Source organism: Kineococcus sp. GCM10028916, from assembly GCF_042674865.1.
In the GTDB taxonomy this organism is placed as follows: Bacteria; Actinomycetota; Actinomycetes; order Actinomycetales; family Kineococcaceae; genus Kineococcus.
Map to the genome: position 1 here is coordinate 183,896 of NZ_JBHTFM010000003.1, position 19,962 is coordinate 203,857.

General features: G+C 72.4%; 22 protein-coding genes. 11 read left to right on the forward strand and 11 right to left on the reverse strand.

What is annotated here, in order from left to right; genetic code table 11:
• Positions 1 to 35: 35 nt before the first annotated feature.
• On the reverse strand, positions 36 to 2,303 hold the full coding sequence (locus ACFQ46_RS03305; protein WP_380257174.1) for an MFS transporter: 2,268 nt from the start codon (positions 2,301 to 2,303) through the stop codon (positions 36 to 38).
• A gap of 111 nt (positions 2,304 to 2,414) precedes the next feature.
• On the opposite strand from ACFQ46_RS03305, the gene ACFQ46_RS03310 reads away from it, so the two are divergent.
• Positions 2,415 to 3,053 (forward strand): TetR/AcrR family transcriptional regulator, encoded by a 639-nt coding sequence (locus tag ACFQ46_RS03310; protein WP_380257176.1) that lies wholly within the window; start codon positions 2,415 to 2,417, stop codon positions 3,051 to 3,053.
• A gap of 8 nt (positions 3,054 to 3,061) precedes the next feature.
• Here the strand turns inward: ACFQ46_RS03310 and ACFQ46_RS03315 are convergent, their stop codons facing one another.
• A complete protein-coding gene (locus tag ACFQ46_RS03315; RefSeq protein WP_380257178.1) occupies positions 3,062 to 3,685 on the reverse strand; it encodes a hypothetical protein in 624 nt (207 codons plus the stop codon).
• A 73-nt stretch (positions 3,686 to 3,758) separates the two neighbouring features.
• Here ACFQ46_RS03315 and ACFQ46_RS03320 point away from each other — a divergent pair, with 73 nt between their 5' ends.
• Complete coding sequence (locus ACFQ46_RS03320; RefSeq protein ID WP_380257180.1) at positions 3,759 to 4,421, forward strand: Pr6Pr family membrane protein; 663 nt, start codon at positions 3,759 to 3,761, stop codon at positions 4,419 to 4,421.
• On the opposite strand, the gene ACFQ46_RS03325 is transcribed toward ACFQ46_RS03320, so the two are convergent.
• A complete protein-coding gene (locus ACFQ46_RS03325; protein WP_380257182.1) occupies positions 4,402 to 4,953 on the reverse strand; it encodes a helix-turn-helix domain-containing protein in 552 nt (183 codons plus the stop codon). The genes ACFQ46_RS03320 and ACFQ46_RS03325 overlap by 20 nt on opposite strands.
• A 53-nt stretch (positions 4,954 to 5,006) precedes the next feature.
• Between ACFQ46_RS03325 and ACFQ46_RS03330 the strand changes: the two genes are divergently transcribed.
• From ACFQ46_RS03330 to ACFQ46_RS03345, 4 genes are all read left to right on the forward strand, one after another.
• Complete coding sequence (locus ACFQ46_RS03330; protein ID WP_380257184.1) at positions 5,007 to 6,374, forward strand: NtaA/DmoA family FMN-dependent monooxygenase; 1,368 nt, start codon at positions 5,007 to 5,009, stop codon at positions 6,372 to 6,374.
• A 76-nt stretch (positions 6,375 to 6,450) separates the two neighbouring features.
• The gene (locus ACFQ46_RS03335; protein WP_380257186.1) at positions 6,451 to 7,383 is read left to right on the forward strand and encodes a helix-turn-helix transcriptional regulator; all 933 of its coding nucleotides are present in this window, start codon (positions 6,451 to 6,453) and stop codon (positions 7,381 to 7,383) included.
• Between the two features lie 45 nt (positions 7,384 to 7,428).
• Positions 7,429 to 8,316, forward strand: coding sequence for an aldo/keto reductase (locus ACFQ46_RS03340; protein WP_380257188.1), 888 nt, complete (start codon positions 7,429 to 7,431; stop codon positions 8,314 to 8,316).
• 60 nt (positions 8,317 to 8,376) lie between these two features.
• Entirely contained in the window at positions 8,377 to 8,847 is a 471-nt protein-coding gene (locus ACFQ46_RS03345) for an NUDIX domain-containing protein (RefSeq protein ID WP_380257190.1), read from the forward strand.
• A gap of 24 nt (positions 8,848 to 8,871) precedes the next feature.
• Here the strand turns inward: ACFQ46_RS03345 and ACFQ46_RS03350 are convergent, their stop codons facing one another.
• The 4 genes from ACFQ46_RS03350 to ACFQ46_RS03365 all read right to left on the reverse strand — a co-directional run bounded on the left by ACFQ46_RS03350 (position 8,872) and on the right by ACFQ46_RS03365 (position 10,956).
• Entirely contained in the window at positions 8,872 to 9,366 is a 495-nt protein-coding gene (locus tag ACFQ46_RS03350) for a hypothetical protein (RefSeq protein ID WP_380257192.1), read from the reverse strand.
• Between the two features lie 4 nt (positions 9,367 to 9,370).
• Positions 9,371 to 9,646: a GNAT family N-acetyltransferase gene (locus ACFQ46_RS03355; RefSeq protein WP_380257194.1), complete on the reverse strand. Its 276-nt coding sequence runs from the start codon at positions 9,644 to 9,646 to the stop codon at positions 9,371 to 9,373.
• Positions 9,647 to 9,745: 99 nt separating this feature from the next.
• Complete coding sequence (locus tag ACFQ46_RS03360) at positions 9,746 to 10,471, reverse strand: endonuclease/exonuclease/phosphatase family protein (RefSeq protein WP_380257196.1); 726 nt, start codon at positions 10,469 to 10,471, stop codon at positions 9,746 to 9,748.
• Positions 10,472 to 10,491: 20 nt separating this feature from the next.
• Positions 10,492 to 10,956, reverse strand: coding sequence for a MarR family winged helix-turn-helix transcriptional regulator (locus tag ACFQ46_RS03365; protein ID WP_380258391.1), 465 nt, complete (start codon positions 10,954 to 10,956; stop codon positions 10,492 to 10,494).
• A gap of 89 nt (positions 10,957 to 11,045) precedes the next feature.
• On the opposite strand from ACFQ46_RS03365, the gene ACFQ46_RS03370 reads away from it, so the two are divergent.
• The 3 genes from ACFQ46_RS03370 to ribD are packed head-to-tail and all read left to right on the forward strand — an operon-like array spanning position 11,046 to position 13,561.
• A complete protein-coding gene (locus tag ACFQ46_RS03370; protein WP_380257198.1) occupies positions 11,046 to 11,912 on the forward strand; it encodes a dioxygenase in 867 nt (288 codons plus the stop codon).
• A gap of 15 nt (positions 11,913 to 11,927) precedes the next feature.
• A complete protein-coding gene (ribA, locus tag ACFQ46_RS03375) occupies positions 11,928 to 12,545 on the forward strand; it encodes a GTP cyclohydrolase II (RefSeq protein WP_380257200.1) in 618 nt (205 codons plus the stop codon).
• Positions 12,545 to 13,561, forward strand: a complete 1,017-nt coding sequence (gene ribD, locus ACFQ46_RS03380) for a bifunctional diaminohydroxyphosphoribosylaminopyrimidine deaminase/5-amino-6-(5-phosphoribosylamino)uracil reductase RibD (protein ID WP_380257202.1) — start codon at positions 12,545 to 12,547, stop codon at positions 13,559 to 13,561. The genes ribA and ribD overlap by 1 nt, the downstream gene beginning before the upstream one ends.
• Here the strand turns inward: ribD and ACFQ46_RS03385 are convergent.
• Complete coding sequence (locus ACFQ46_RS03385) at positions 13,533 to 14,459, reverse strand: LysR substrate-binding domain-containing protein (RefSeq protein ID WP_380257204.1); 927 nt, start codon at positions 14,457 to 14,459, stop codon at positions 13,533 to 13,535. The genes ribD and ACFQ46_RS03385 overlap by 29 nt on opposite strands.
• 72 nt (positions 14,460 to 14,531) lie before the next feature.
• Here ACFQ46_RS03385 and ACFQ46_RS03390 point away from each other — a divergent pair, with 72 nt between their 5' ends.
• Positions 14,532 to 15,449: a DMT family transporter gene (locus ACFQ46_RS03390; RefSeq protein WP_380257206.1), complete on the forward strand. Its 918-nt coding sequence runs from the start codon at positions 14,532 to 14,534 to the stop codon at positions 15,447 to 15,449.
• 117 nt (positions 15,450 to 15,566) lie between these two features.
• Complete coding sequence (locus ACFQ46_RS03395; protein WP_380257208.1) at positions 15,567 to 16,163, forward strand: CAP domain-containing protein; 597 nt, start codon at positions 15,567 to 15,569, stop codon at positions 16,161 to 16,163.
• A gap of 48 nt (positions 16,164 to 16,211) precedes the next feature.
• Here ACFQ46_RS03395 and ACFQ46_RS03400 read toward each other — a convergent pair whose 3' ends face one another.
• From ACFQ46_RS03400 to ACFQ46_RS03410, 3 genes are all read right to left on the reverse strand, one after another.
• Positions 16,212 to 17,741 (reverse strand): glucoamylase family protein, encoded by a 1,530-nt coding sequence (locus ACFQ46_RS03400; protein ID WP_380257210.1) that lies wholly within the window; start codon positions 17,739 to 17,741, stop codon positions 16,212 to 16,214.
• Positions 17,742 to 17,844: 103 nt separating this feature from the next.
• On the reverse strand, positions 17,845 to 19,251 hold the full coding sequence (locus ACFQ46_RS03405) for an amidase (RefSeq protein ID WP_380257212.1): 1,407 nt from the start codon (positions 19,249 to 19,251) through the stop codon (positions 17,845 to 17,847).
• A gap of 75 nt (positions 19,252 to 19,326) precedes the next feature.
• Positions 19,327 to 19,914, reverse strand: coding sequence for a TetR/AcrR family transcriptional regulator (locus ACFQ46_RS03410; RefSeq protein WP_380257214.1), 588 nt, complete (start codon positions 19,912 to 19,914; stop codon positions 19,327 to 19,329).
• Positions 19,915 to 19,962 lie beyond the last annotated feature (48 nt).

Here is a 19,962-nt window from a genome sequence, read left to right on the forward strand (position 1 = left end):
GCTGGTGGTCCCAGCGGGATCACGGGTCGGTGGGGTCAGGAGCGGACGGTGGTCCCGCCGAGGTGCAGGTCGGCGTCGGCGGGCAGTCCGTCGTCGACGCGAACGCCGCGGGTGGCGGGTTCCCAGCTCGAGGCCGTCACGGTGTAGTTCCCGCCGGCGACGTCGCTGAACTCGTACCGGCCGTCGACGTCGGTGGTGGTGACCTCCGCGACCCGGCCGGTCGCGTCGACGAGGGTCACCGTCGCGCCGGCGTGGGCGGTGGAACCCGCGCCGGCGGTCACGGTCCCGGTCACCCGGCCGCCGCTGCTGAGGAGCAGGTCCACGACGAGCGCCTCGTCGTCCCCGACCTCGGTGGAACGGGCGGTCGGTCGGCTCCGGCCGGAGCGGGTCGTGAGCACGTAGGCGCCGTCGGACAACCCGTCGAACGTGTACCCGCCCTCCGCGTCGGTCGTGGTGGAACCCACGACCCGGCCGGTGACGTCGGTCAGGGTGACGAGGGCACCGGGGACCCCGGACCTCTCCTGCAGCACCCGGCCGGTGAGCGCGGAACGTCCGGCGAGGGTGACGTCGTGGGTCAGCGCGGAACTCCCGACGGCGACCAGCGTCGCGTGCGGGGACAGGTGCCCGGCCGCCGTGATGAGGAGGTAGGTGCCGCCGGTGGGGACGGGGAGTTCGTAGGCGCCGTTCTCGGTGGAGGTTCCGCGGGCGACCTGGCGGCCGGCGGAGTCGGTGAGGGTCAGGACGGCCCCGGCCAACGGTCGGGAACCCCCGGTCGTGACGTTCCCACGCACCGCGAGGCCGGGAGTGGGTCGCTGCTGCGGAACCGACGACGGTTCCCGGGGCGCGGGTTCCGTCGGAGTGGTGTCCGCGGCGGCCGGTGCTTCCATCGCCGGCTGGGCGCGCGGGATGAGCGCCGCGATGACCACGGCCAGCAGCGCGGCACCCGACGCGACGATCAGGATGGTCCTGAAACCCCGTTCCGCCGGGATGGCCACGCCACCGGCGACGACGGCCGAGGAGGCCAGCACTGCGCCGGACACCGCACTGGCGACGGAGGAACCGATCGAGCGGACCAGGGTGTTGAAGCTGTTCGCGGAGGCCGTCTCGCGCACCGGGACGGCGGACATGATGAGCGCGGGCATCGAGCCGTAGGCGAAACCGACGCCGGCGCCGATGATCCCGGTCACGATCGAGAGCTGCCAGACCGCGTCCGTGAAGAACACGCCGACGGCGTAGCCGATCGCGACGACGAGACCGCCGATCATCAGGCTGACCTTGGGCCCGTGGCGACGGGTCACGTTCGCCGAGATCGGCGCGGTCACCATCATGACGAGGCCACCGGGCAGCATCGCGAGGCCGGCGGTGAGCATCGACTTCCCCAGACCGTGACCGGTCTGCGTCGGCAGCTGGATGATCTGCGGGATCACCAGCGACATCGCGAACATGGCGAAACCGAGGGCGACGGAGGCGAGGTTCGTCAGCAGGACCTGCGGGCGGGCGGTGGTGCGCAGGTCGACGAGGGGTTCGCGGCTGCGCAGTTCCCAGATCCCCCAGAGCACGGCGAGGACGGCGCCGCCGACGAGGCAACCGAGCGTCTCCCCGCTCGCCCAGCCCCAGTCCTTGCCCTTGGAGACGCCGAGCAGGATCGCGACGAGGGTCACGGACAGGCCGACCGCGCCCAGCAGGTCGATCCGTCCGCCGCGGGCACCGGACGCGGACGGGATGAGGGTCAGGACGAGCACGAACACGATCGCGCCGAGCCCGCCGGCGACCCAGAACAGCCAGTGCCAGTCGAGGTTGTCGGCGATGAGCGCGGCGGCCGGCAGACCGAGGGCGCCACCGACACCGAGCGAGGCGCTCATGAGCGCGGTGGCCGGCCCCAGCTTCTCGGCGGGCAGGATGTCGCGCATCAGGCTGATGCCGAGCGGGATGACGCCGGCGGCGAAACCCTGGAGGGCCCGGCCGACGATCATCGGCGTGAGGCTGTCGGAGAGGGCACAGACGACGGAACCGATCACCATCGCGGCGATGCTCGCGAGCAGCAGCGGCCGCTTGCCGAACATGTCGCCGAGGCGGCCGGCGATCGGGGTGGCGACCGCGCCGGCGAGCAGCGTGGCGGTGATCGCCCAGGAGGCGTTGGACGCCGAGGTCCCGAGGTAGACCGGGAGCTGACCCACGATCGGGATGACCAGGGTCTGCATGAGGGCGACGGAGATGCCGCCGAGGGCGAGGATCGCGACGATCACACCGACGGGGCGTTCGGCGCGCCCGGGTGGCGCGGCGACGGGTGCTGCTGCGGACATCGGGGTCCTTCGGTCGTAGAACTAAGTCAGATGCTTGACTTAGTTGAGCACGGTGACAATGGTGTTCGCAAGGGGCGAGCAGGACCAGAGGGGGAGACGGTGGGACCAGCGGTGCGGAACGCCTCGAGGGGCGAGGCGACGCGGACGGCGATCCTGGACGCCGCCGAGCGGCTCTTCGCCGAGCACGGGCTGGACGGCGTCTCGCACCGGCAGATCAGCTCGGCGGCGGGACAGGGCAACAACGCCGCCGTCGGCTACCACTTCGGGACGACGGGCGACCTCGTCGCCGCCATCGTCGAGCGCCACACCACGCCGATCGACGCCCTCCGGGGTGCGATGGCCGACCGTGTCGCGGGGTCCACGGACATCCGGGACTGGGTGGACTGCCTCTTCCGGCCGATGGCCGATCACCTGGAGTCGCTCGGTTCACCGACCTGGTGGGCCCGGCTGTCCGCCCAGCTCGCCGCCGACCCCCGCCGTCACGCGCTGTACGTCCAGCACGCGCTGCGCTCCGATGCGTTGAGCCGCACCGTCGCGGGCTTCACGGCCTGCCTGCCCGACCTGCCGGAACCCGTCCGGGAGGAACGCGCGGCCATGTCGCGGCTGCTCTCGGTGCACGTCTTCGCCGACCGCGAGACCGCGCTCGCCGAGGGGAGCCCCACCCCCCGGGCGAGCTGGTCCGAGACCGCCGACGGTGTCGTCGACGCGATGGTCGGGTTGTGGACGGCCCCGGTCACCCACCCCTCCTGACCCCGTGGTCAAGCGGGCCCGAGCAGTCCGTCACCCACGAGGAGCTCCACCGCGGCCCGAGGACCCCGCCGGGTCAGCAGGCTCAGGTCCACCGGTTCCGGGCCCCGACGGTCCACCCACGTCAGCATCACCACCCCGGACAGGTCGGCCTGGACGCCGACCTCCGTCCCGTCCACCACGACCGCCGCGTAGTCGCCGGTCCCGGCGTCGTGGAGTCCCGTGACCCGCTGCGGCCAGGGTCGATCACGCGTGCGGTCCCGGGCCCGGACCTCCAGCAGCGATCCGCCGTGCACGACGAGGGGCCAGACCGCCGCGTCCACCCACGACCGCCCCGCCTCCAGGTACGCGATCCGCAGGTGGAGCGAGAGGGATCCCTCCTCCAGCTGGCTCCGGAGCGGTTCGTCCGGGGCTCCGCGGTGCACGGAGGTGAACTCCTCGAAACCCTGTCCGCGCAGCGTCGGCAGCACGGGGAGCGGACGGCCGAGCAGGTGCGCCGCCACGTCGCCGTCGAGGAGCTCGTGGCGCCAGCTGAGGCTCCCCGGGGCGCGGCTACGTGGCCGGAGAGCCGCCGCGAGGGCGTCGTGCGGGACGAGCGCGGCGAGTGCGGTCGTCACGGGGTCGGGCAGTGGCACGGCGATCCGGCTCCTCGTCCTCGGGGACCCGCTGATCGTTCCACCTCGATGCCCGGGCGGGCAGGATGGACGCGTGAGATCACCCGCCACCCCCTCGCGCGTCTGGCACGCGGTGCTCGCCCTCGTCGTGCTCGCGGCGCTGGTCGCGCAGGTCGTCCTCCTGATCGGTGGCGGCCGGGACGCGAACTCCGGGCAGGCCACCGCTTCCGCGGCGACCAGCCTGGTCCGCTTCGTCAGCTACTTCACGGTCCAGAGCAACCTGCTGGTCCTGGTCGCGGCGGTCTCGCTGGTCCTGGACCCGGCGCGCGACGGCCGGTTCTGGCGCGTCCTGCGGTTGACGGGTCTGCTCGGGATCACGGTCACCGGGCTGGTGTTCGGTGCGGTCCTCGCCCCGTTGCTGCACCACACGGGCATCGACTGGTGGATCAACGCCGGGTTCCACTACGTCTCGCCCGTCATGGCGTTCCTCGGCTGGGCGGTGTTCGGGCCGCGACCGCGCGTCGACGGCCGCACGGCCGCGTGGGCGGTGGCCTGGCCCATCGCCTGGGTCGTCTACACGCTGGTGCGCGGGGCGGTCGTCGGCTGGTACCCGTACCCGTTCCTGGACGTCGACGCCGTCGGGTACCCGATCGCCCTGCGCAACACCGGTTTCGTCGTGGTGCTGGCCCTGGTCCTGCTGGCGGTCTTCCGCTGGCTCGACGGCCGGCTGCGTCCGGTCACCCCGGCTGGTGGCTGAGGTCGTCGCAGACCAGCAGGACCCTCGCCGGGGTCGAGTCCTCGTTGCGCCAGCGGTGCGCACGGCTCGGGTCGATGGTCAGCGAGTCGCCGACGGGAACGCGGACCGCGCGCTGGCCCCGGCGCAGGCAGTGCACCGCGCCCTCGAGCACGACGGCGACCTCCTCTCCCGGGTGGGTGAAGAACTCCTCGTCGCCACCGCCGGGCGGGACGCGGAGTTCGTAGACGTGCAGCGAGCGACCGGGGCCACCGGCGAGCAGCCGGATCGTGGTGGTGCCCGGGTCGCCCGGCATCTCCAGGCCCGCCGACGGGGCGGTGTCGGGGATCGTCGGCAGCAACGCCGACGGGGGGATCTCGAAGGCCGCGGCCAGGTCGTACAACGTGGGGATGCTCGGCAGCTGGTCCCCGCGTTCGAGCTTGGTGATGAAGGGCTGCGACACCCCCGCACGACGGGCGAGTTCACGCATCGACCACCCCTTGGCGGTGCGGTGCGCGCGCACGGCCGCACCCACCTGACCCTGTGGTCCCTCCACGAGATCCTCCGTCCGCAACACGTTCGTAATAACCAGTGGTTATCGTAAGCGACGTGACCAAGCAGATCGTCCTCGGGGCCTTCGAGGAGTTCACCCCCAACTTCATCAGCAACGCGTGGAGCCACGAGCTCAGCGACACGTCGGGTTTCGCGACCCTGCCGTACTGGCAGGCGATGGCGCGGGAACTCGACGAAGGTGGGTTCGACTTCCTGTTCCTCGCCGAGGCCATCGGGTACCCGATGCGTGAGGACGGCAGCGTGCCCGAGGCCGTCGTCCGCGAGGCGGTGCAGATCCCCGTGCACGACCCGATGCTCCTCGTCAGCGGGCTCGCGGCGAGCACCGAGCGGCTGGGTTTCGTCGTCACGACCTCGACGACGGCCCACCACCCCAACCTCAACGCGCGCGCGTTCACCACCCTGGACCACCTGACGAACGGGCGCATCGCCTGGAACATCGTCACCTCCGACAACCAGACGGCGTTGACGCGGTTGCTCGGCCACCAGGGCGTCACCCCGCACGACGAGCGGTACCGCAGGGCGACGGAGTTCCTGGAACTCTCCCTGAAGCTCTGGGAGGGCGGCTGGGAGGACGACGCCGTCGTGTACGACAAGGCCACCCGCACCTACGCCGACCCGTCGAAGGTGCACCGCGTCACCCACCACGGCGAGTACTTCGACCTCGACGGGTACTTCACCGCGATCCCCTCGCCGCAGCGCACCCCGTTCCTGCTGCAGGCCGGCACGTCGCCGGCGGGGCGTGCGTTCGCGGGCCGCTTCGCCGAGTGCGTGTTCATCCAGGACCGCGACCTGCCCAGCGCCGCGAAGAACGTCGCCGACCTGCGCGCCAAGGCCCGCGCGAACGGCCGGGACAGCGACGACCTCAAGGTGCTCGTGTCGGCCTCCGTCGTCGTCGGCGCCACCGAGCAGGAGGCCGCTCGGCTGCGGGCGAGCATCGACGCGTCCGTCTCCCGCGCGTCGGCCGCCGCCCTCTTCCTCGGGTGGAGCGGGGTCGACCTCATGGCCTTCCCCCTCGACGCGACGCTGCAGGAGGTCCAGACCGAGGTCGGGCAGTCGATGCTCGGGGTGTTCCAGCGGGGCGACGCGAGCCCGACGGTCGCGGAGATCCTCGACCAGCTCACCACCACGATCCCCGGTCTGCGCATCACCGGAACCCCGGAGTCGTGCGCAGACCGGCTGCAGGAGATCGTCGACGAAACGGACCTCGACGGTTTCCTCGTCGAGCACACCCACGGCGGGCCGGGGGCGTACCGCGCGTTCATCGAGCACGTCGTGCCGCTGCTGCGTCAGCGCGGCCTGCTGCCTGAGGAGCCCCGCTCGGGATCGATGCGCCGCCGGGTGCTGGGTCACGACAGCGACCGGCTGCCGACCGGGCACCCGGGGCACGCCTTCCGCCCGTGGTGACCTCGCCACGGGCCTGAGGGGCGGCGGGTACTGCCAGGGCCTTCCACGACCGCCCGCGCGTGCCTACCGTGGGGACATGGCCAGCTCCGACCCGTCGACCGACCCCCGGCTCGCCCACCGCGCGCAGGTGCGGGAGTTCCTCAGCAGCCGCCGGGCCCGGATCACGCCGGAACGGGCGGGTCTGCCCGCCTACGGCGGCAACCGCCGGGTCGCGGGACTGCGTCGCGAGGAGGTGGCGATGCTCGCCGGGGTGTCCGTCGACTACTACGTGCGGATGGAACGCGGTGACCTCGCGGGTGCCTCCGACGGCGTCCTCGACGCCCTCGCCAACGCGTTGCAGCTCGACGAGGCCGAACGCGAACACCTCGTCGCCCTCGCGCACGCCGGGCAGATCACCGCGAAGGCCCGTCGCCGCCGGCCCGGCCCGATCACCGTCCGCCCCGCCGTGCAGCAGGTGCTGGACGCCATCACCGCGGCCCCCGCCTGGGTGCGCAACGGCCGGCACGACATCCTCGCGATGAACTTCACGGCCCGGGCGTTGTACTCGCCGGTGCTGGCCTCGCCCGAGGCCGGGGCGGCGGGGAAGCGGCCGGCGAACACCACCCGTTTCGTCTACCTCGACCCCGCGGCCCGGGACTTCTTCGTGGACTACGACCGGATCGCCCGTGACGCCGCGGCGATGCTGCGCCTGGAGGCCGGGGCGAACCCGCACGACACCGACCTCATCGCCCTCGTGGGGGAACTCTCCACCCGCAGCGAGCTGTTCCGTCAGCACTGGGCCGCCCACGACGTGAAGTTCCACCGCAGCGGGAAGAAGCGGCTGAACCACCCCGCCGTCGGGGTGCTCGACCTCGACTTCGAGAGCGTGGAACTCCCCTCCGAACCGGGGCTGCGGGTGAACATCTACACCGCCGCCGCCGACACCCCGACCGCCGACGGGCTGAAACTCCTCGTCAGCTGGGCGGCGAGCCGGGAACCCGTCACCAGGACCGGGATCGTCGAGGGGTAACGCTGGGGCCTGTCTCCCGCGACGCCACCCGCGTAGCGTCGGAGCATGGACGCAGAACTCCTCCTCAACAACGGGGTCCGCATGCCGGCCCTGGGCCTCGGTGTCTTCCAGAGTTCCGCCGAGGACACCGCGGACGCCGTCGCGACGGCCCTGGAGGTCGGCTACCGCCACATCGACACGGCCGCCGCCTACCTCAACGAACACCAGGTGGGGGAGGGTTTCCGTCGTTCCGGGCTCGCCCGTGACGCGGTGTTCCTCGAGACCAAGGTCTGGGTCACCGACTACGGGCACGACGAGACGCTGCACGCCTTCGAGAAGGCGGTCCGCAAGCTCGGCGTCGACCAGCTCGATCTGTTGATCCTGCACCAGCCGATCCCCGAACGCTTCGACCGGACGGTCGCCGCCTACCTCGCCCTCGAGGAACTCCTCGCCGACGGCCGGGTGCGTTCCATCGGGGTCAGCAACTTCACCCCGGCCCACCTCGACGCGCTGCTCGAACGCACCACCGTGGTGCCGGCCGTGAACCAGGTCGAACTGCACCCCTACTTCGTGCAGCCGGAGCTGCAGGCCGCCGACCGCGCGCACGGCATCCTGACCCAGGCCTGGTCACCCATCGGGGGCATCACGTTCTACCCCGGCTGGGGCGAGGAACGGCGCAGCGTCCTCGCCGACCTGACGATCGCGGCGATCGCCGCCGACCACGGGAGGTCGCCCGCCCAGGTCATGCTGCGCTGGCACCTGCAGCAGGGCCGCTCGGCCATCCCGAAGTCGACGAACCCGCAGCGGATCCGGGAGAACTTCGAGGTCTTCGACTTCGCCCTCTCGCCCGAGGAGCTGGGGCGGATCGACGCCCTGGACACCGGGGTGCGCAGCGGACCGGACCCCGACGTCGTGCGGGCCGAACGTTTCGAACGCGTCATCCCGGAGGACTGAGACCTCCGCCGCGCGGGGGCTCGTCGCGCGACTCCCCGGGTCCGGCGCCAGACTGCTCGGGTGGCGGCCACGAGGAGTGCGGGGATCCTGCTGTACCGGTACGACGCGGGCGGTGGGGTCGAACTCCTGCTCGGGCACATGGGCGGACCGCTGTGGGCGTCCAAGGACGAGCACGGGTGGTCGATCCCGAAGGGCGAGCCGAACCCCGACGAGGAACTGCTCGACGCCGCGCACCGGGAGTTCGCCGAGGAACTGGGCCGGCCCCTGCCCCCGACCGACCTGGTCCCGCTGGGCGACGTGCGTCAGTCGGGCGGCAAGGTCGTGTCGATCTGGGCGGGGCCGGGGGAGTTCGACGCCGACGCGATCCGGCCCGGGACGTTCACCATGGAGTGGCCGCCGCGCTCCGGGAGGACCGCTGAGTTCCCCGAGATCGACCGGGCCGGCTGGTTCGCCCCGGAGGTGGCGCGGCTCAAGCTGGTGAAGGGGCAGGTCGTCTTCGTGGACCGGCTGCTGGAGCACCTGAACGGCTGAGGCTCCGCCGGACGCGTCGAGGGTTCACTCGGCGAGCCGCTCCCGCACCTGCCGGAGTTCGGCGACGGCGGTGTCCACGAGGTCCTCGCTCAGCGCCCCCGTGCTCTCGATGCGGACCTCGTTGCGGCCCGGGACGGTCTCGTACACGGTGACCGTCACGGTGCCGAGGACCGGGGTCGGCGCCGGCGGGTACGTCTCGACCGTGCTCGGTCGGGAGTCGTCGTAGGTGAGCGTGAGCGTGCTGGAGCACGCGCCGCTGCGGTCGCCGAAGACGGTCGTCCCGGGGCGCTGGCGGGGTTCGCCACCCCACGGCCAGGCGCGCGTGGCCCGGTACCCGAAACCGTCCTGCTCCCCCGCCTCCCAGGTGAAGGCGAGTTCCTGGCCGGCCCGGGGTTCGTCCCCGAAGGGAACTCCGACCTGGCTGTAGTGCACCCAGCACCCGCCGGGTGTGGCGGGACTGTCGATGACCCCCCACCCCTCCTCGTCGTGCCACTCCCGGACGATCCCCTTGTCGGTCACGGTGTCACTCCCCTCCGGTCAGGTGCACGAGCCCGGCGTCGGTGCGGCGGAACCCGCAGGCGTCGAGGTAGAACGGTGCCAGCTCGGGAAGGTGGTCGACGTGCAACCACTCGCACCCCGCCGCGCGGGCGTGCTCCTCGGCCACCCGCACGAGGTCCCGGCCGATCCCCCGTTGCTGGTGGCTGCCCCGGGTCTTGGTGCCTCGCGGAGGTGGCGATCGACCAGCCTGGCGGCGGGCCACGCGTGAGGTGAGGCGTCGGTGCGACAGATCGGGTGTCATGGCACCCGGATCGGCACACCCACGGCTCACTCCACGTGGTGACACCGGTGGGTGTGCTGGGTGTGCTGGGTGGGCGATGAGGTGCCCTGGGCCCGCGCGCTACCCGCGGTCGAGGAGCCGGGCCGGCACGAACGCCTTCACCCGCGACTCCACCAGGACGGGGAGGTGGTCGGAACCGGCCTGCTGCAGCGTCCGGACGCTCTCGATGTCCATGCCCTCGGAGATCGCGAAGTCGAAGTGCCCGCGGAAGCGCTTGCGCACGTAGGTGGGCAGGTCGGAGTGGGAGACCTGGAAGCCCTGCTCGCTCAGGCGACGCGAGAGCGAGCTCGCGAACCAGGGGTAGTTGAAGTCACCGACGACGAGGGCGGAGCTGCCGTGGGCGGCGGCCCGGATGGCGCCGAGGGCCTCGGTGATCTGGTGCCGGCGCATGGAGTTCGTCGCCGAGAGGGGGGCGGTGTGGATGGAGGCGAGGGTCAGCAGGGCGCCGTCGTCCTGCAGGTCCTCGAAGCGGACGGCGAGGAGCCGCTCGTGCGCGGGGGACAGGAAGCGGTCGTGCATCGAGCGGCGCAGCGGGCGCAGTTCGTGACCGTGGGCCTGCAGCCGGTCCGGTCGGTAGTAGAGGGCCAGGCCGAGACGGTTGCGCTGGGTGGCGCCGGCGAGCACCAACGGCCCCACCGTCTCGGGCAGTCGCAACGTGTCGCACTCCTGGAGGCACAGCGCGTCCACGTCGTGCGTGGCGGCGAGCTCGGAGAGCTCCATCGTCGCGCGACCCTCGTGGAGGTTGTAGCTGATCGTCCGCAGTGCACGGCCCTTGGCGACTCCCACCCCTCGAACCTACCGCCGGGCTAGGAGTCGCGCGCGGCTTCCACCGATCGCAGCACCCGCTCACCGATCTCGTGCAGCTGGCTGACCTGCGCTTTCGTGAGGGCGTCGAAGACCGCGCGGCGCACCGCGTCGACGTGGCCGGGCGCGGCTTCGACGACCTTCTCCCACCCCGACTCGCTCAGGGTGGCCAGCGTGTAGCGGCCGTTGACGGGGTCGGGACGGCGATTGAGCCAGCCCTTCTTCTCCAGCCGGCCGGCGACGTGGGAGAGCCGGGAGAGCGATCCGTTGGCGAGCCCGGCCAGGCACCCCATCCGCAGGGTCCGGTCCGGGGCCTCCGAGAGCGCGGACAGCACGCCGTACTCGAAGTGCGTCAGGCCGACGTCGCGCTGCAGCTGGGCGTCGAGGGCGGCGGGCAGCACGGTGAAGAGGCCGGCGAGCCGGCGCCAGGCCTGCTGCTCGGTCTCGTCGAGCCATTCGGGTTCCATCACCCTCCACTTGTTGACGCTTGAAGTTCCTCGGTCTACTGTCGATTGAAGCATCAAGTCACCGAGAACGGGAGTCCAACGTGTCGATCATGAACCCGGCCGTGCCGGGAGGTGCGTTCGACGACTTCCTCATCCGCTCGGCCGACGCCGTCCGCGCCCAGCGGTCCTGGACCCCCGACGACGGGCCGATGCCCGCCTTCTACCTCAGCCACGGGGCTCCGCCCGTGTTCGACGACCCGTTGTGGATCCGCCAGCTCTCCGACTGGGCGCTGTCCCTGCCCCGTCCGACGGGGATCCTCATCGTCAGCGCCCACTGGGAGTCCGAGCGGGCCCTGCTCAGCTCACCCGCCGCCGGCACCCCGCTCGTCTACGACTTCGGCGGGTTCCACCCCCGCTACTTCCAGATGACCTACGAGACCCCGGACGCGACGGCGCTCGCCCACCAGGTCGCGGCGCTGATGCCCGACGACGAGCCCCTCCACGTCGCCGGTGGTCGCGGACTCGACCACGGCGCGTGGGTCCCGCTGAAGGTCATGTACCCCGCCGCCGACGTCCCCGTCCTGCAGCTGAGCATGCCCACCCACGACCCGGTCCGGCTGATGGCGCTGGGGGCGCGGCTGAAACCGTTGCGGGAACAGGGAGTTCTCGTCGTCGGTTCAGGGTTCATGACCCACGGTCTGCAGTTCGCGACGCGGGAGATGTTCCTGCACAACCAGGTTCCGAACTGGTCGCGGGAGTTCGACGGCTGGGTCGCCGAAGCGCTGTCGCGTGGCGACGTCGACACCCTCGCGGACTACCACCGTGCGCCCGGCATGCCGTACGCGCACCCGACCGTCGAGCACTACACGCCGCTCTTCATCACCCTGGGCGTCGCGGCCGACCCGACCGCCGTCCCCACCACCACCATCGACGACTTCCAGATGGGTTTCGCGAAGCGATCCCTCCAGGTCGTCTGAGGCGAGGAGACCACCATGAACGACACCCAGCTCGCCACCGTCCGCACCGCTGTGGTCGTCCCGCTGCGCTTCCCGGACGGGTACCGCACCACGGCCCGGGTCCACACCTTCACCGGTCTGGTCGACGGCAAGGAACACCTCGCCCTCGGGCTGGGGAACTACCACGAGGGAACCCCGCTCGTCCGCCCGCACAGCGAGTGCATGACCGGCGACGTCTTCGGTTCCGAGCGGTGCGACTGCGGTGCGCAGTTGCGCGAGGCGGTGGAACGCATCGCCACCTCCGGCGGGTTCCTGCTCTACCTGCGCCAGGAGGGTCGCGGCATCGGTCTCTACGAGAAGCTCGACGCGTACGCGTTGCAGGACAGCGGGCTCGACACCTACGAGGCGAACCTGGCCCTCGGTCGCGGCGAGGACGAACGCGACTACACCGTCGCCGCGCAGATGCTCGGCGCGCTCGGCGTCGACCGGGTGAACCTGCTCAGCAACAACCCCGACAAGGCCGACCAGCTCGCCGCTCACGGCATCGCGGTGGAACACCGCGTCCCGACGGGTGTCCACCTCTCGGCGGCGAACGCGAGCTACCTGCGCGCCAAGCGCGACCACACCGCGCACACCCTGGACCTGGCCGGCTGATGTCGCCCCTCGACGGGCGGTTCGTGGGACGGGCCGTGGAACTCGCGGCGAAGGGTCTGGGGACGACCAGCCCGAACCCGGTCGTCGGGTGCGTGGTCCTCGACGTCCACGGCGACGTCGTCGGCGAGGGCTGGCACGAACGGGCGGGTGGTCCGCACGCCGAGGTGAACGCGCTCGCCATGGCGGGCGAACGCGCCCGCGGGGGAACTGTGTACGTGACGCTGGAACCCTGCAACCACACGGGTCGCACCGGTCCGTGCGCGCAGGCGCTGGTGGACGCGGGGATCGCCCGTGTCGTGTTCGCCGTCCCGGACCCCGGCGCTCTCGCCGGGGGCGGTGCCGAGCGGTTGCGCGCGGCCGGCGTGGAGGTGACCGGTGGGGTCCTCGCCGCCGAGGCGGAACGCGTCAACGAGGCCTGGCTCACGGCCGCCCGTTCGCGCCGTCCGCACGTCACCTGGAAGTTCGCCGCGACCCTCGACGGGCGTTCCGCGGCCGTCGACGGGACGAGCCGCTGGATCTCCTCCGTGGAATCGCGGGAGCAGGTCCACGACCTGCGCCGCCGCGTCGACGCGATCGTCGCCGGTTCCGGGACGGTGCTGGCCGACGACCCGCACCTCACCGCGCGCGAACCCGACGGGACGTCGTCGCCGCGCCAGCCGCTGCGCGTCGTCCTCGACCGCCGCGGACGGGTGCCGGCGACGGCGAAGGTCCACGACGCGGCCGCCCCGACCCTGGTCTCCACCGCCGCGACCCCCGCGGAACTCCTCGAGGACCTGCACGGCAAGGGGGTCGTCTCGGTGCTGCTCGAGGGCGGTCCGACGCTGGCGGGAGCCTTCCTCGCCGCCGGGCTGGTCGACCGGGTCACGGCCTACGTCGCGCCGACGCTCCTCGGGGCGGGGTCCCACGCCCTCGCCGGGACGGCGATCACCACGATCACCGACGCGATCGGTCTCGACGTCGACGACGTCGCGCTCGTCGGCGGCGACGTCAGGGTCTCGGGCCGCCCGCGGCGCTGACCGCGGCCTCCCGCAGGCTCGCTCGGAAGGCTTGCACGGCAGGTCGTCCCGCCGCACCCCGACGGACGCGGGTGAACAACCGCCGCGCGGGGTGCCCCGGCAGGTCGACGAGGCGCAGCTCCGGTCGGCGCCCGGCCCAGGCGAGGTCCGGCAGCAGCGCGACCGCGTGACCCGTCTCGACGAGGTGCACGTGCAGCAGGACGTCGGGGCTGCTGATCCGCGCGTCCGGCTCGAAACCCGCGCGCCGGCACTCCGCGAGGCTCCACAGCCCGGGCTCGGTGTCCCGGGGTTCGACGACCCACGGGGCGTCGGCCACGTCGGCGAGCCGGCGCGCCCGCGACCAGGGGCCGGTGCGGGGGAGGGCCAGCCGGAGTTCGTCCAGCAGCAGGTCCTCGTCGTCGGTGTCCCCGCCGCGCCGCTGCGGGTAGCCCGGGTACTCCTCCCCGAGGACCAGGTCGACGTCGTGCGCGGCCAGCCGGGAGAACGCCGGTTCGGGCTCCTGCTGACTCAGTTCCACGCGCAGCGCGGGGTGCTGCTGCGCCAGCAGGGTGAGGGCGGCCGGGACGAGGGCGAAGAGCACCGACTGGAAGCTCGCGACCCGCAGGGTCCCGGTCACGTCGTCGTGCAGGGCGGCGAGGTCCGCCTCGGCGCGTTCCAGCTGCGCCAGGACCGCGTCGGCGTGCCCGACCAGCACGCGGGCCGGCGCGGTGAGCGTCACGCCGCGACCGAGCTTCTCCAGCAGGACGACGCCCGCCTCGGCCTCGAGCAGGGACAGCTGCTGGGACACCGCGGACGGGCTGTAGTTCAGGGCTGCGGCGACGGCGGCGAGCGTGCCGCGGCGGTCGAGTTCGCGCAGCAGGCGCAACCGGTGCACGTCCAGCACGGTGACTCCGATCATCAGGAGAACTGAACGGTACCGCCCGGAGAGGTTCGCTGGACAGGACGGTCGGAGGTCGGTGACAGTGGAGCCGTGGGTTCGGTCCTCCTCGTCCTCGGCTCCTGCACCTCGCTGCAGATCGGCGCCGCTCTCGCGGTCCACCTCTTCGCCCTCGGCGGCAGCACCGGGACGACGTTCCTGCGGCTCGGTCTCGCGGCGCTCGTCCTGCTCCTCGTCGTCCGCCCGCGGGTGCGCCGGTGGACCGCGGTGCAGTGGAAGGCGTCCATCGCCCTGGGACTCGCCCTGGCCGGGATGAACCTGTCGTTCTACACCGCGTTGACGCGCGTCGACCTCGGGACCGCGGTGACGATCGAGTTCCTCGGCCCGCTGACCCTCGCCGCGGTGACGAGTCGCCGCGCACGGGACCTGGTCTGGGTGGCGCTCGCGCTCGCCGGGGTCGGCGTCCTCGGGGTCGCCGGGGAGTCGCACAGCGGCGGTCTGGACCCCGTCGGCGTCGGGTTCGCGCTGCTCGCGGGGGCGTTCTGGGCGGCCTACATCCGGACCGGCGCGCGGCTGGGGCAGGTCGTGCCGGGTCACGGCGGGCTCGCCGTGGCCACGGTGGTCGCGACGCTGGTCCTCGCCCCGGTGGGTGTCCCCGGTGCGGTGCAGGCGGTGACCGCGCCGAACGGCTGGTGGCTGGCGCTGGGGACGGCCGTCATGGCCTCCGTCGTGCCGTACTCGCTGGAGCTCGCCGCCCTGCGCCGGATGCCGCAGCGGACGTTCGGCGTCCTGCTCAGCCTCGAACCCGTCATCGCCTCGCTGGCGGGGTGGGCGCTGCTCGGTCAGGGCGTGACGGCCGCCGGGGCGGTGGGGATCGTGCTCGTCGTCGCGGCGAGCGCCGGGGCCACCTGGAGCGCCGGGACCGCCGGGCGGCAGCGCGCCCGGGGGATCCCGGACCAGGGGCGGGCGGTCCCGCACACGCCGACATCGGCCGGCTCAACGGCGGACTGAAGCGTCGACGGAGCGTCACGACGGGTCGCCCGATCGGGCTACAGGTCTCGGGGGTCACGGCCGAGGCAGTGAGGGAGCCACCCCCGCTCGACGCCCCCTCACCGCCCGGAGGTCCCCGTGGACACCACTGCCCGCACGTCCCGCCGCTCCCGCGTCCTGGGCTTGACCGCCCTCGTCGCTGCCGTCGCCGGTGCCGTCTCGGGAGCCGGTGCCGCCCAGGCGGAGACGTCGGTCACCGGTGACGGCGGTTCCGCCTGGCGCTCCTACGAACTCGTGAACGCGGCCCGTGCGCAGGCCGGTCTGCCCGCCCTCGGCCTCACCGAGGAGGCGAACCGGGTCGCGACCGACTGGGCGTTCCGGATGGCCGGCGAGGCGAACCTGCACCACAACCCGGAACTGTCCTCGCAGCTGCACGGCTGGTCCCTCGTCGCCGAGAACGTCGGCGTCGGGGCCGACAGCGACCAGCTCGCGGGTGCGTTCATGGCCTCCCCGGGCCACCGCGCGAACATCCTCCGCCCCGAGGTGAGCGTCGTCGGCCTCGGTGCCGTGCGGTCCGGCGACGGTCGCCTGTGGGTCGTGCAGGTCTTCGAGGAGCCCAACGGGCAGACCCCCGTGCCGTTCCTCCAGACCGCCGCCCAGCAGCCCGCCGCCGCGCCCCTGCCCGAGCCCGCCCCCGCCCCGCAGGTCGTCCGCGACACCCGCGACGCCCGCTGACCCCACCCGTGATCTCGCTGGGTCCCCCAGCGGGATCGCGGCCGGAGGTCACGCGGCCGCTCGGCTCGCGAAGACCTCCTGGCGCATGAGGGGTTTCAGCGTCCGGGCGAAAGCACCGTCGCTCACGTACTTCCGCAGGGAGTCACCGGCGAGGGCGTTCCCGAGCGCGGCCATCACCATCCCCTGGTCCAGGGCGAGGTGGCGGCGGGACACCCGCCCGCTGCGGACGGCGACGGCGTCCAGGAAACCCCCGTCGGCCCAGCAGTCGAAGTCCGTCTCGAGGTTGGCGAGGTTGCGCAACGCCGCGTCCGGGGCGTAGCGCAGGGCGAGGAACGAGGCGTGCGGCGTGACGACGCCGTCGCCGTACCCGGTGGGGACCGCACCGCCCGCGCGACACCCCGCGAACGCCTGGTCCACGGTGGTGCGTTCCTCGTCGGAGGTGTAGCCGGCGCCGTCGAGGCCGAGCTGGTCGACGCCGTACTCGCGGTACCCGCCGGCCGGGTCGTTCGAGGGGGAGAAACCCCAGTACCCGTACCTCGCCTCGTCCAGGCCGTGCTCGATCTGGCCCTGGACGTAGAGCGGGTGGTTCACCCCCCAGGAGCGCCTGCCCCACGTCTCCTCGGGGACGAACAACGGCACCATGAGGGCCTCGAACATCGAGCCGCCCCAGGTCGGGACGATGAGCTTCCCCCGGTAGGGGAGCGCGCCCTCGAAGACGCGCTGACCCTCGTGCTCGGCCCAGAACCCCTCGGGTCGCGTCTCGGTCCAGTCGTAGTCGCAGTTCTCGTTCGAGAACGTCCGCTGGGTCCCGAAGTAGTGCGCGGCCGGGATCTGACCCGCGGCGATGCCGAGGTAGGAGGCCATCCGGGGTTCGGTGTTGAAGGCCCCGTAGTGGTGGCCGGTGTACCAGACGGGTTTCCCACCGCGGTAGTTCCCCACGACGGCGGCGTCCTCGTGGGGGTCCTCGTCCCAGAACCCCCCGCGCAACTGCCCGCCGGGGCCGTTCTCGGCGGCGTCGTGGTAGAACCCGAAGTCCATCGGCGTCCGCAGCGCGTCGGCGGTCCGGGCGAGGCGGGGTTCTGCCCGCGCGGTGAGCAGCAGGGCCATCGCGAGCCAGCCGTTGTCGACCGTGGACAGGAAGGGTTTCACGACGTCACCGCTGGCCGGCCACGTCGTGAGGACCTCGCCCGTCGTCGGGGAGTACCAGTTGTAGAACTGCCCGCTCTGCTCGTGCCGGTCCAGCCGGCGCAAGGTGCCGAGGGTCTGCGCGAGTCGTCGGCACGCCTCGCCCCGGTCGATGATCCCGGTGTCGCGGGCGGCGACGGTGCTCCAGAGGTAGGCGCCGATGTTCGTCGGCGAGGTCTGGGCACCGCGGGAGGCGGGCGACAGGTCGTCGGCGATGTCGTCGGCGGCCAGGCCGGTCGCCGGGTCGACCATGGCGGCCATCGACCGCCAGGTCGCGGCGGCGTAGCGGCGCAGCACCCGCCGCGACCCCCCACCGGCCTGGGCGGACTGCGCGGTGGCGGCACCGAGGAGGGGGGTCGCGAGGGCGGCGGTGAGCAGGGATCGGCGGTGCATCGGGAACTCCAGACGAGTCGGCGGTGACGGTCGGGATGTATGCGCTTACGCCACACCCTCCCGCTCCTCGCGGGTTCCGTCAACCCGGTGGTCCGGGTCCCGCTCAGAGGTCGGGGTGGGAGCCCCTGACCGGACTCACGCCTTCCAGGAGCCCGGCGACGTGCAGGACGGTCGACTCGGCGTACCGGTTGGCGGCGATCTGCACCCCGATCGGGAGGCCGTCGGAACTGGTGCCGAACCGCATCGACAGGGCGGGCATGCCGGTGATGTTGAACTGCACGGTGAACGTCTGGACGTGCGTGGCGTCGACGGTCTGCCCGTCGATGACGAACTCCGTCGCGCCGTGCTCGTGGGCCGGGATCGGCAGCACCGGCAGCAGCAGCGCGTCGAACGTCGAGAAGAACTCGGCGTAGCCGTCGCGGATCCTCTCGAAGCCCTCCTCCGCCGCGACGTAGTCCGACATCGAGGTGTCCGGGGTGGCCAGCATGCCCGTCGACATGGTGAACATCTCGTCCTCGTGACCGGCGGTGGCCTCGGCCATGGCCGGTTTGAGTTCCATGACGTGCTGGAGGTTGAACAGGGCGAGCGGGTTGTCCTGCAGCAGGGCCGGGATCGTGACCTCGTGCACCTCGACCCCCTGGTCCGCGAGGGCCTGCGCCGCGGCGCGGACGGTGGCCGCGACCTCGGGGTCGACGGGACCGAGCCCGGAGTCGGTGTACCAGCCCACTCGCAGGGGCCGCGTCGGAGCGTCGCCGACGCCGGTGTCGTAGCCGGCGGGTACGACGGAGGCGCCGTCGTGGCCGTCGGGTCCGTTCAGGACGCCGTAGGCCAGGGCGAGGTCACGGACGGTGCGGGCCATGGGGCCGACGTGCCAGTCGCGTCGCGGTGCGCGGGGCCAGACCCCCGTCATCGGGACGCGCCCGTGGGTGGGCTTGAGCGCGACGATGCCGGTCTGCGCCGCCGGGCCCCGGACCGAGATGGCGAGGTCGGTGCCGAGGCCGATCGGGCTCATCCCCGCTGCGATCGCGGCGGACTCGCCGCCGCTGGAACCCCCGGCGGTGCGCTCGAGGTTCCACGGGTTGTTCGTCCGCCCGGTCAGCAGGTTGTCGCTCTCGGTGGAGTAGGAGAACTCCGGGAGGTTCGTCTTGGCGAGCAGGATCCCGCCGGCGGCCTTCATGCGGGCGACGCTCGTGGCGTCCTGCTCCGGGGTGCGCCCGCGGAAGATCGGCGACCCGCGCTGGGTCAGGACCCCCGCGGTGTCGAGGGAGTCCTTCACGGTGAACGGAACCCCGTGCAGCGGCCCGACGGGTTCGCCCGCGGCCAGGGCGTCGTCCGCGGCCTGCGCTTCGGCGAGGGCGTCGTCGTTGAGGGACACGATGGCGTTGATCGAGGGGTTCACGGCGGCGATGCGGTCCAGGTGCGCCTGGACGACCTCGACCGAGGTCACCTCTCCGCTCCGGATCAGGGCCGCGAGTCCGGTGGCGTCGATGTGCAGCAGGTCGGTGTTCATGGTTCTCCTCGAGCTAGTAGACCGGTCGTCTAGTCAGACCGACAGGAAAGGGGACGAGTGGTCGGGCGGGGTTGATCAGAGGTGGAGCAGGGCGCGCGTGTTGGTCATGGCCCGGTCCAGGGCGTCCGGGCGGCGCTGGATCTTCGCCATCACGCTGGCCCCGACCCAGAGGTCGTAGAGGGTGGCAGCCAGGGCCGGGGCGTCGAGGTCCGCGGACAGGGTGCCGTCGGCGACGCCACCCTCGATGAGCCTCTCGATGCGCGCGACGAGGCCGGTGGTGCCGACGTCGAGCTGGACGCGCATCGTCTCGGACAGGTCGGAGACCTCCGCGGCGAGCTTCACGACCAGGCACTTGCCCTGGTAGTCGTCGAAGCTCTGGAGGTCGTAGAACCGCTGCCAGTACTCCATGACGCGGTCGGCGCCGTTCAGGGAGGTGTCGTGGAGCAGGGTGTCCATGGTGGACAGGTAGTCGGTGAAGTAGCTCTTCATGAGCGCCTCACCGAACGCGTCCTTGGACGGGAAGTAGTGGTAGAACGACCCCTTCGGAACCCCGGCGCCCGTGAGGATCTCCGTCAGACCGACTGCGGCGTAACCTTTGTGGGCCATGCACTCCTGGGCGGTGTCCAGGATGAGCTGGCGGGTGTCGACCTCCGTGGCGGGCATGACCCGACTCTAGCCGCCAATAGACCGGTCGTCTAGCCCCAGCTGAGA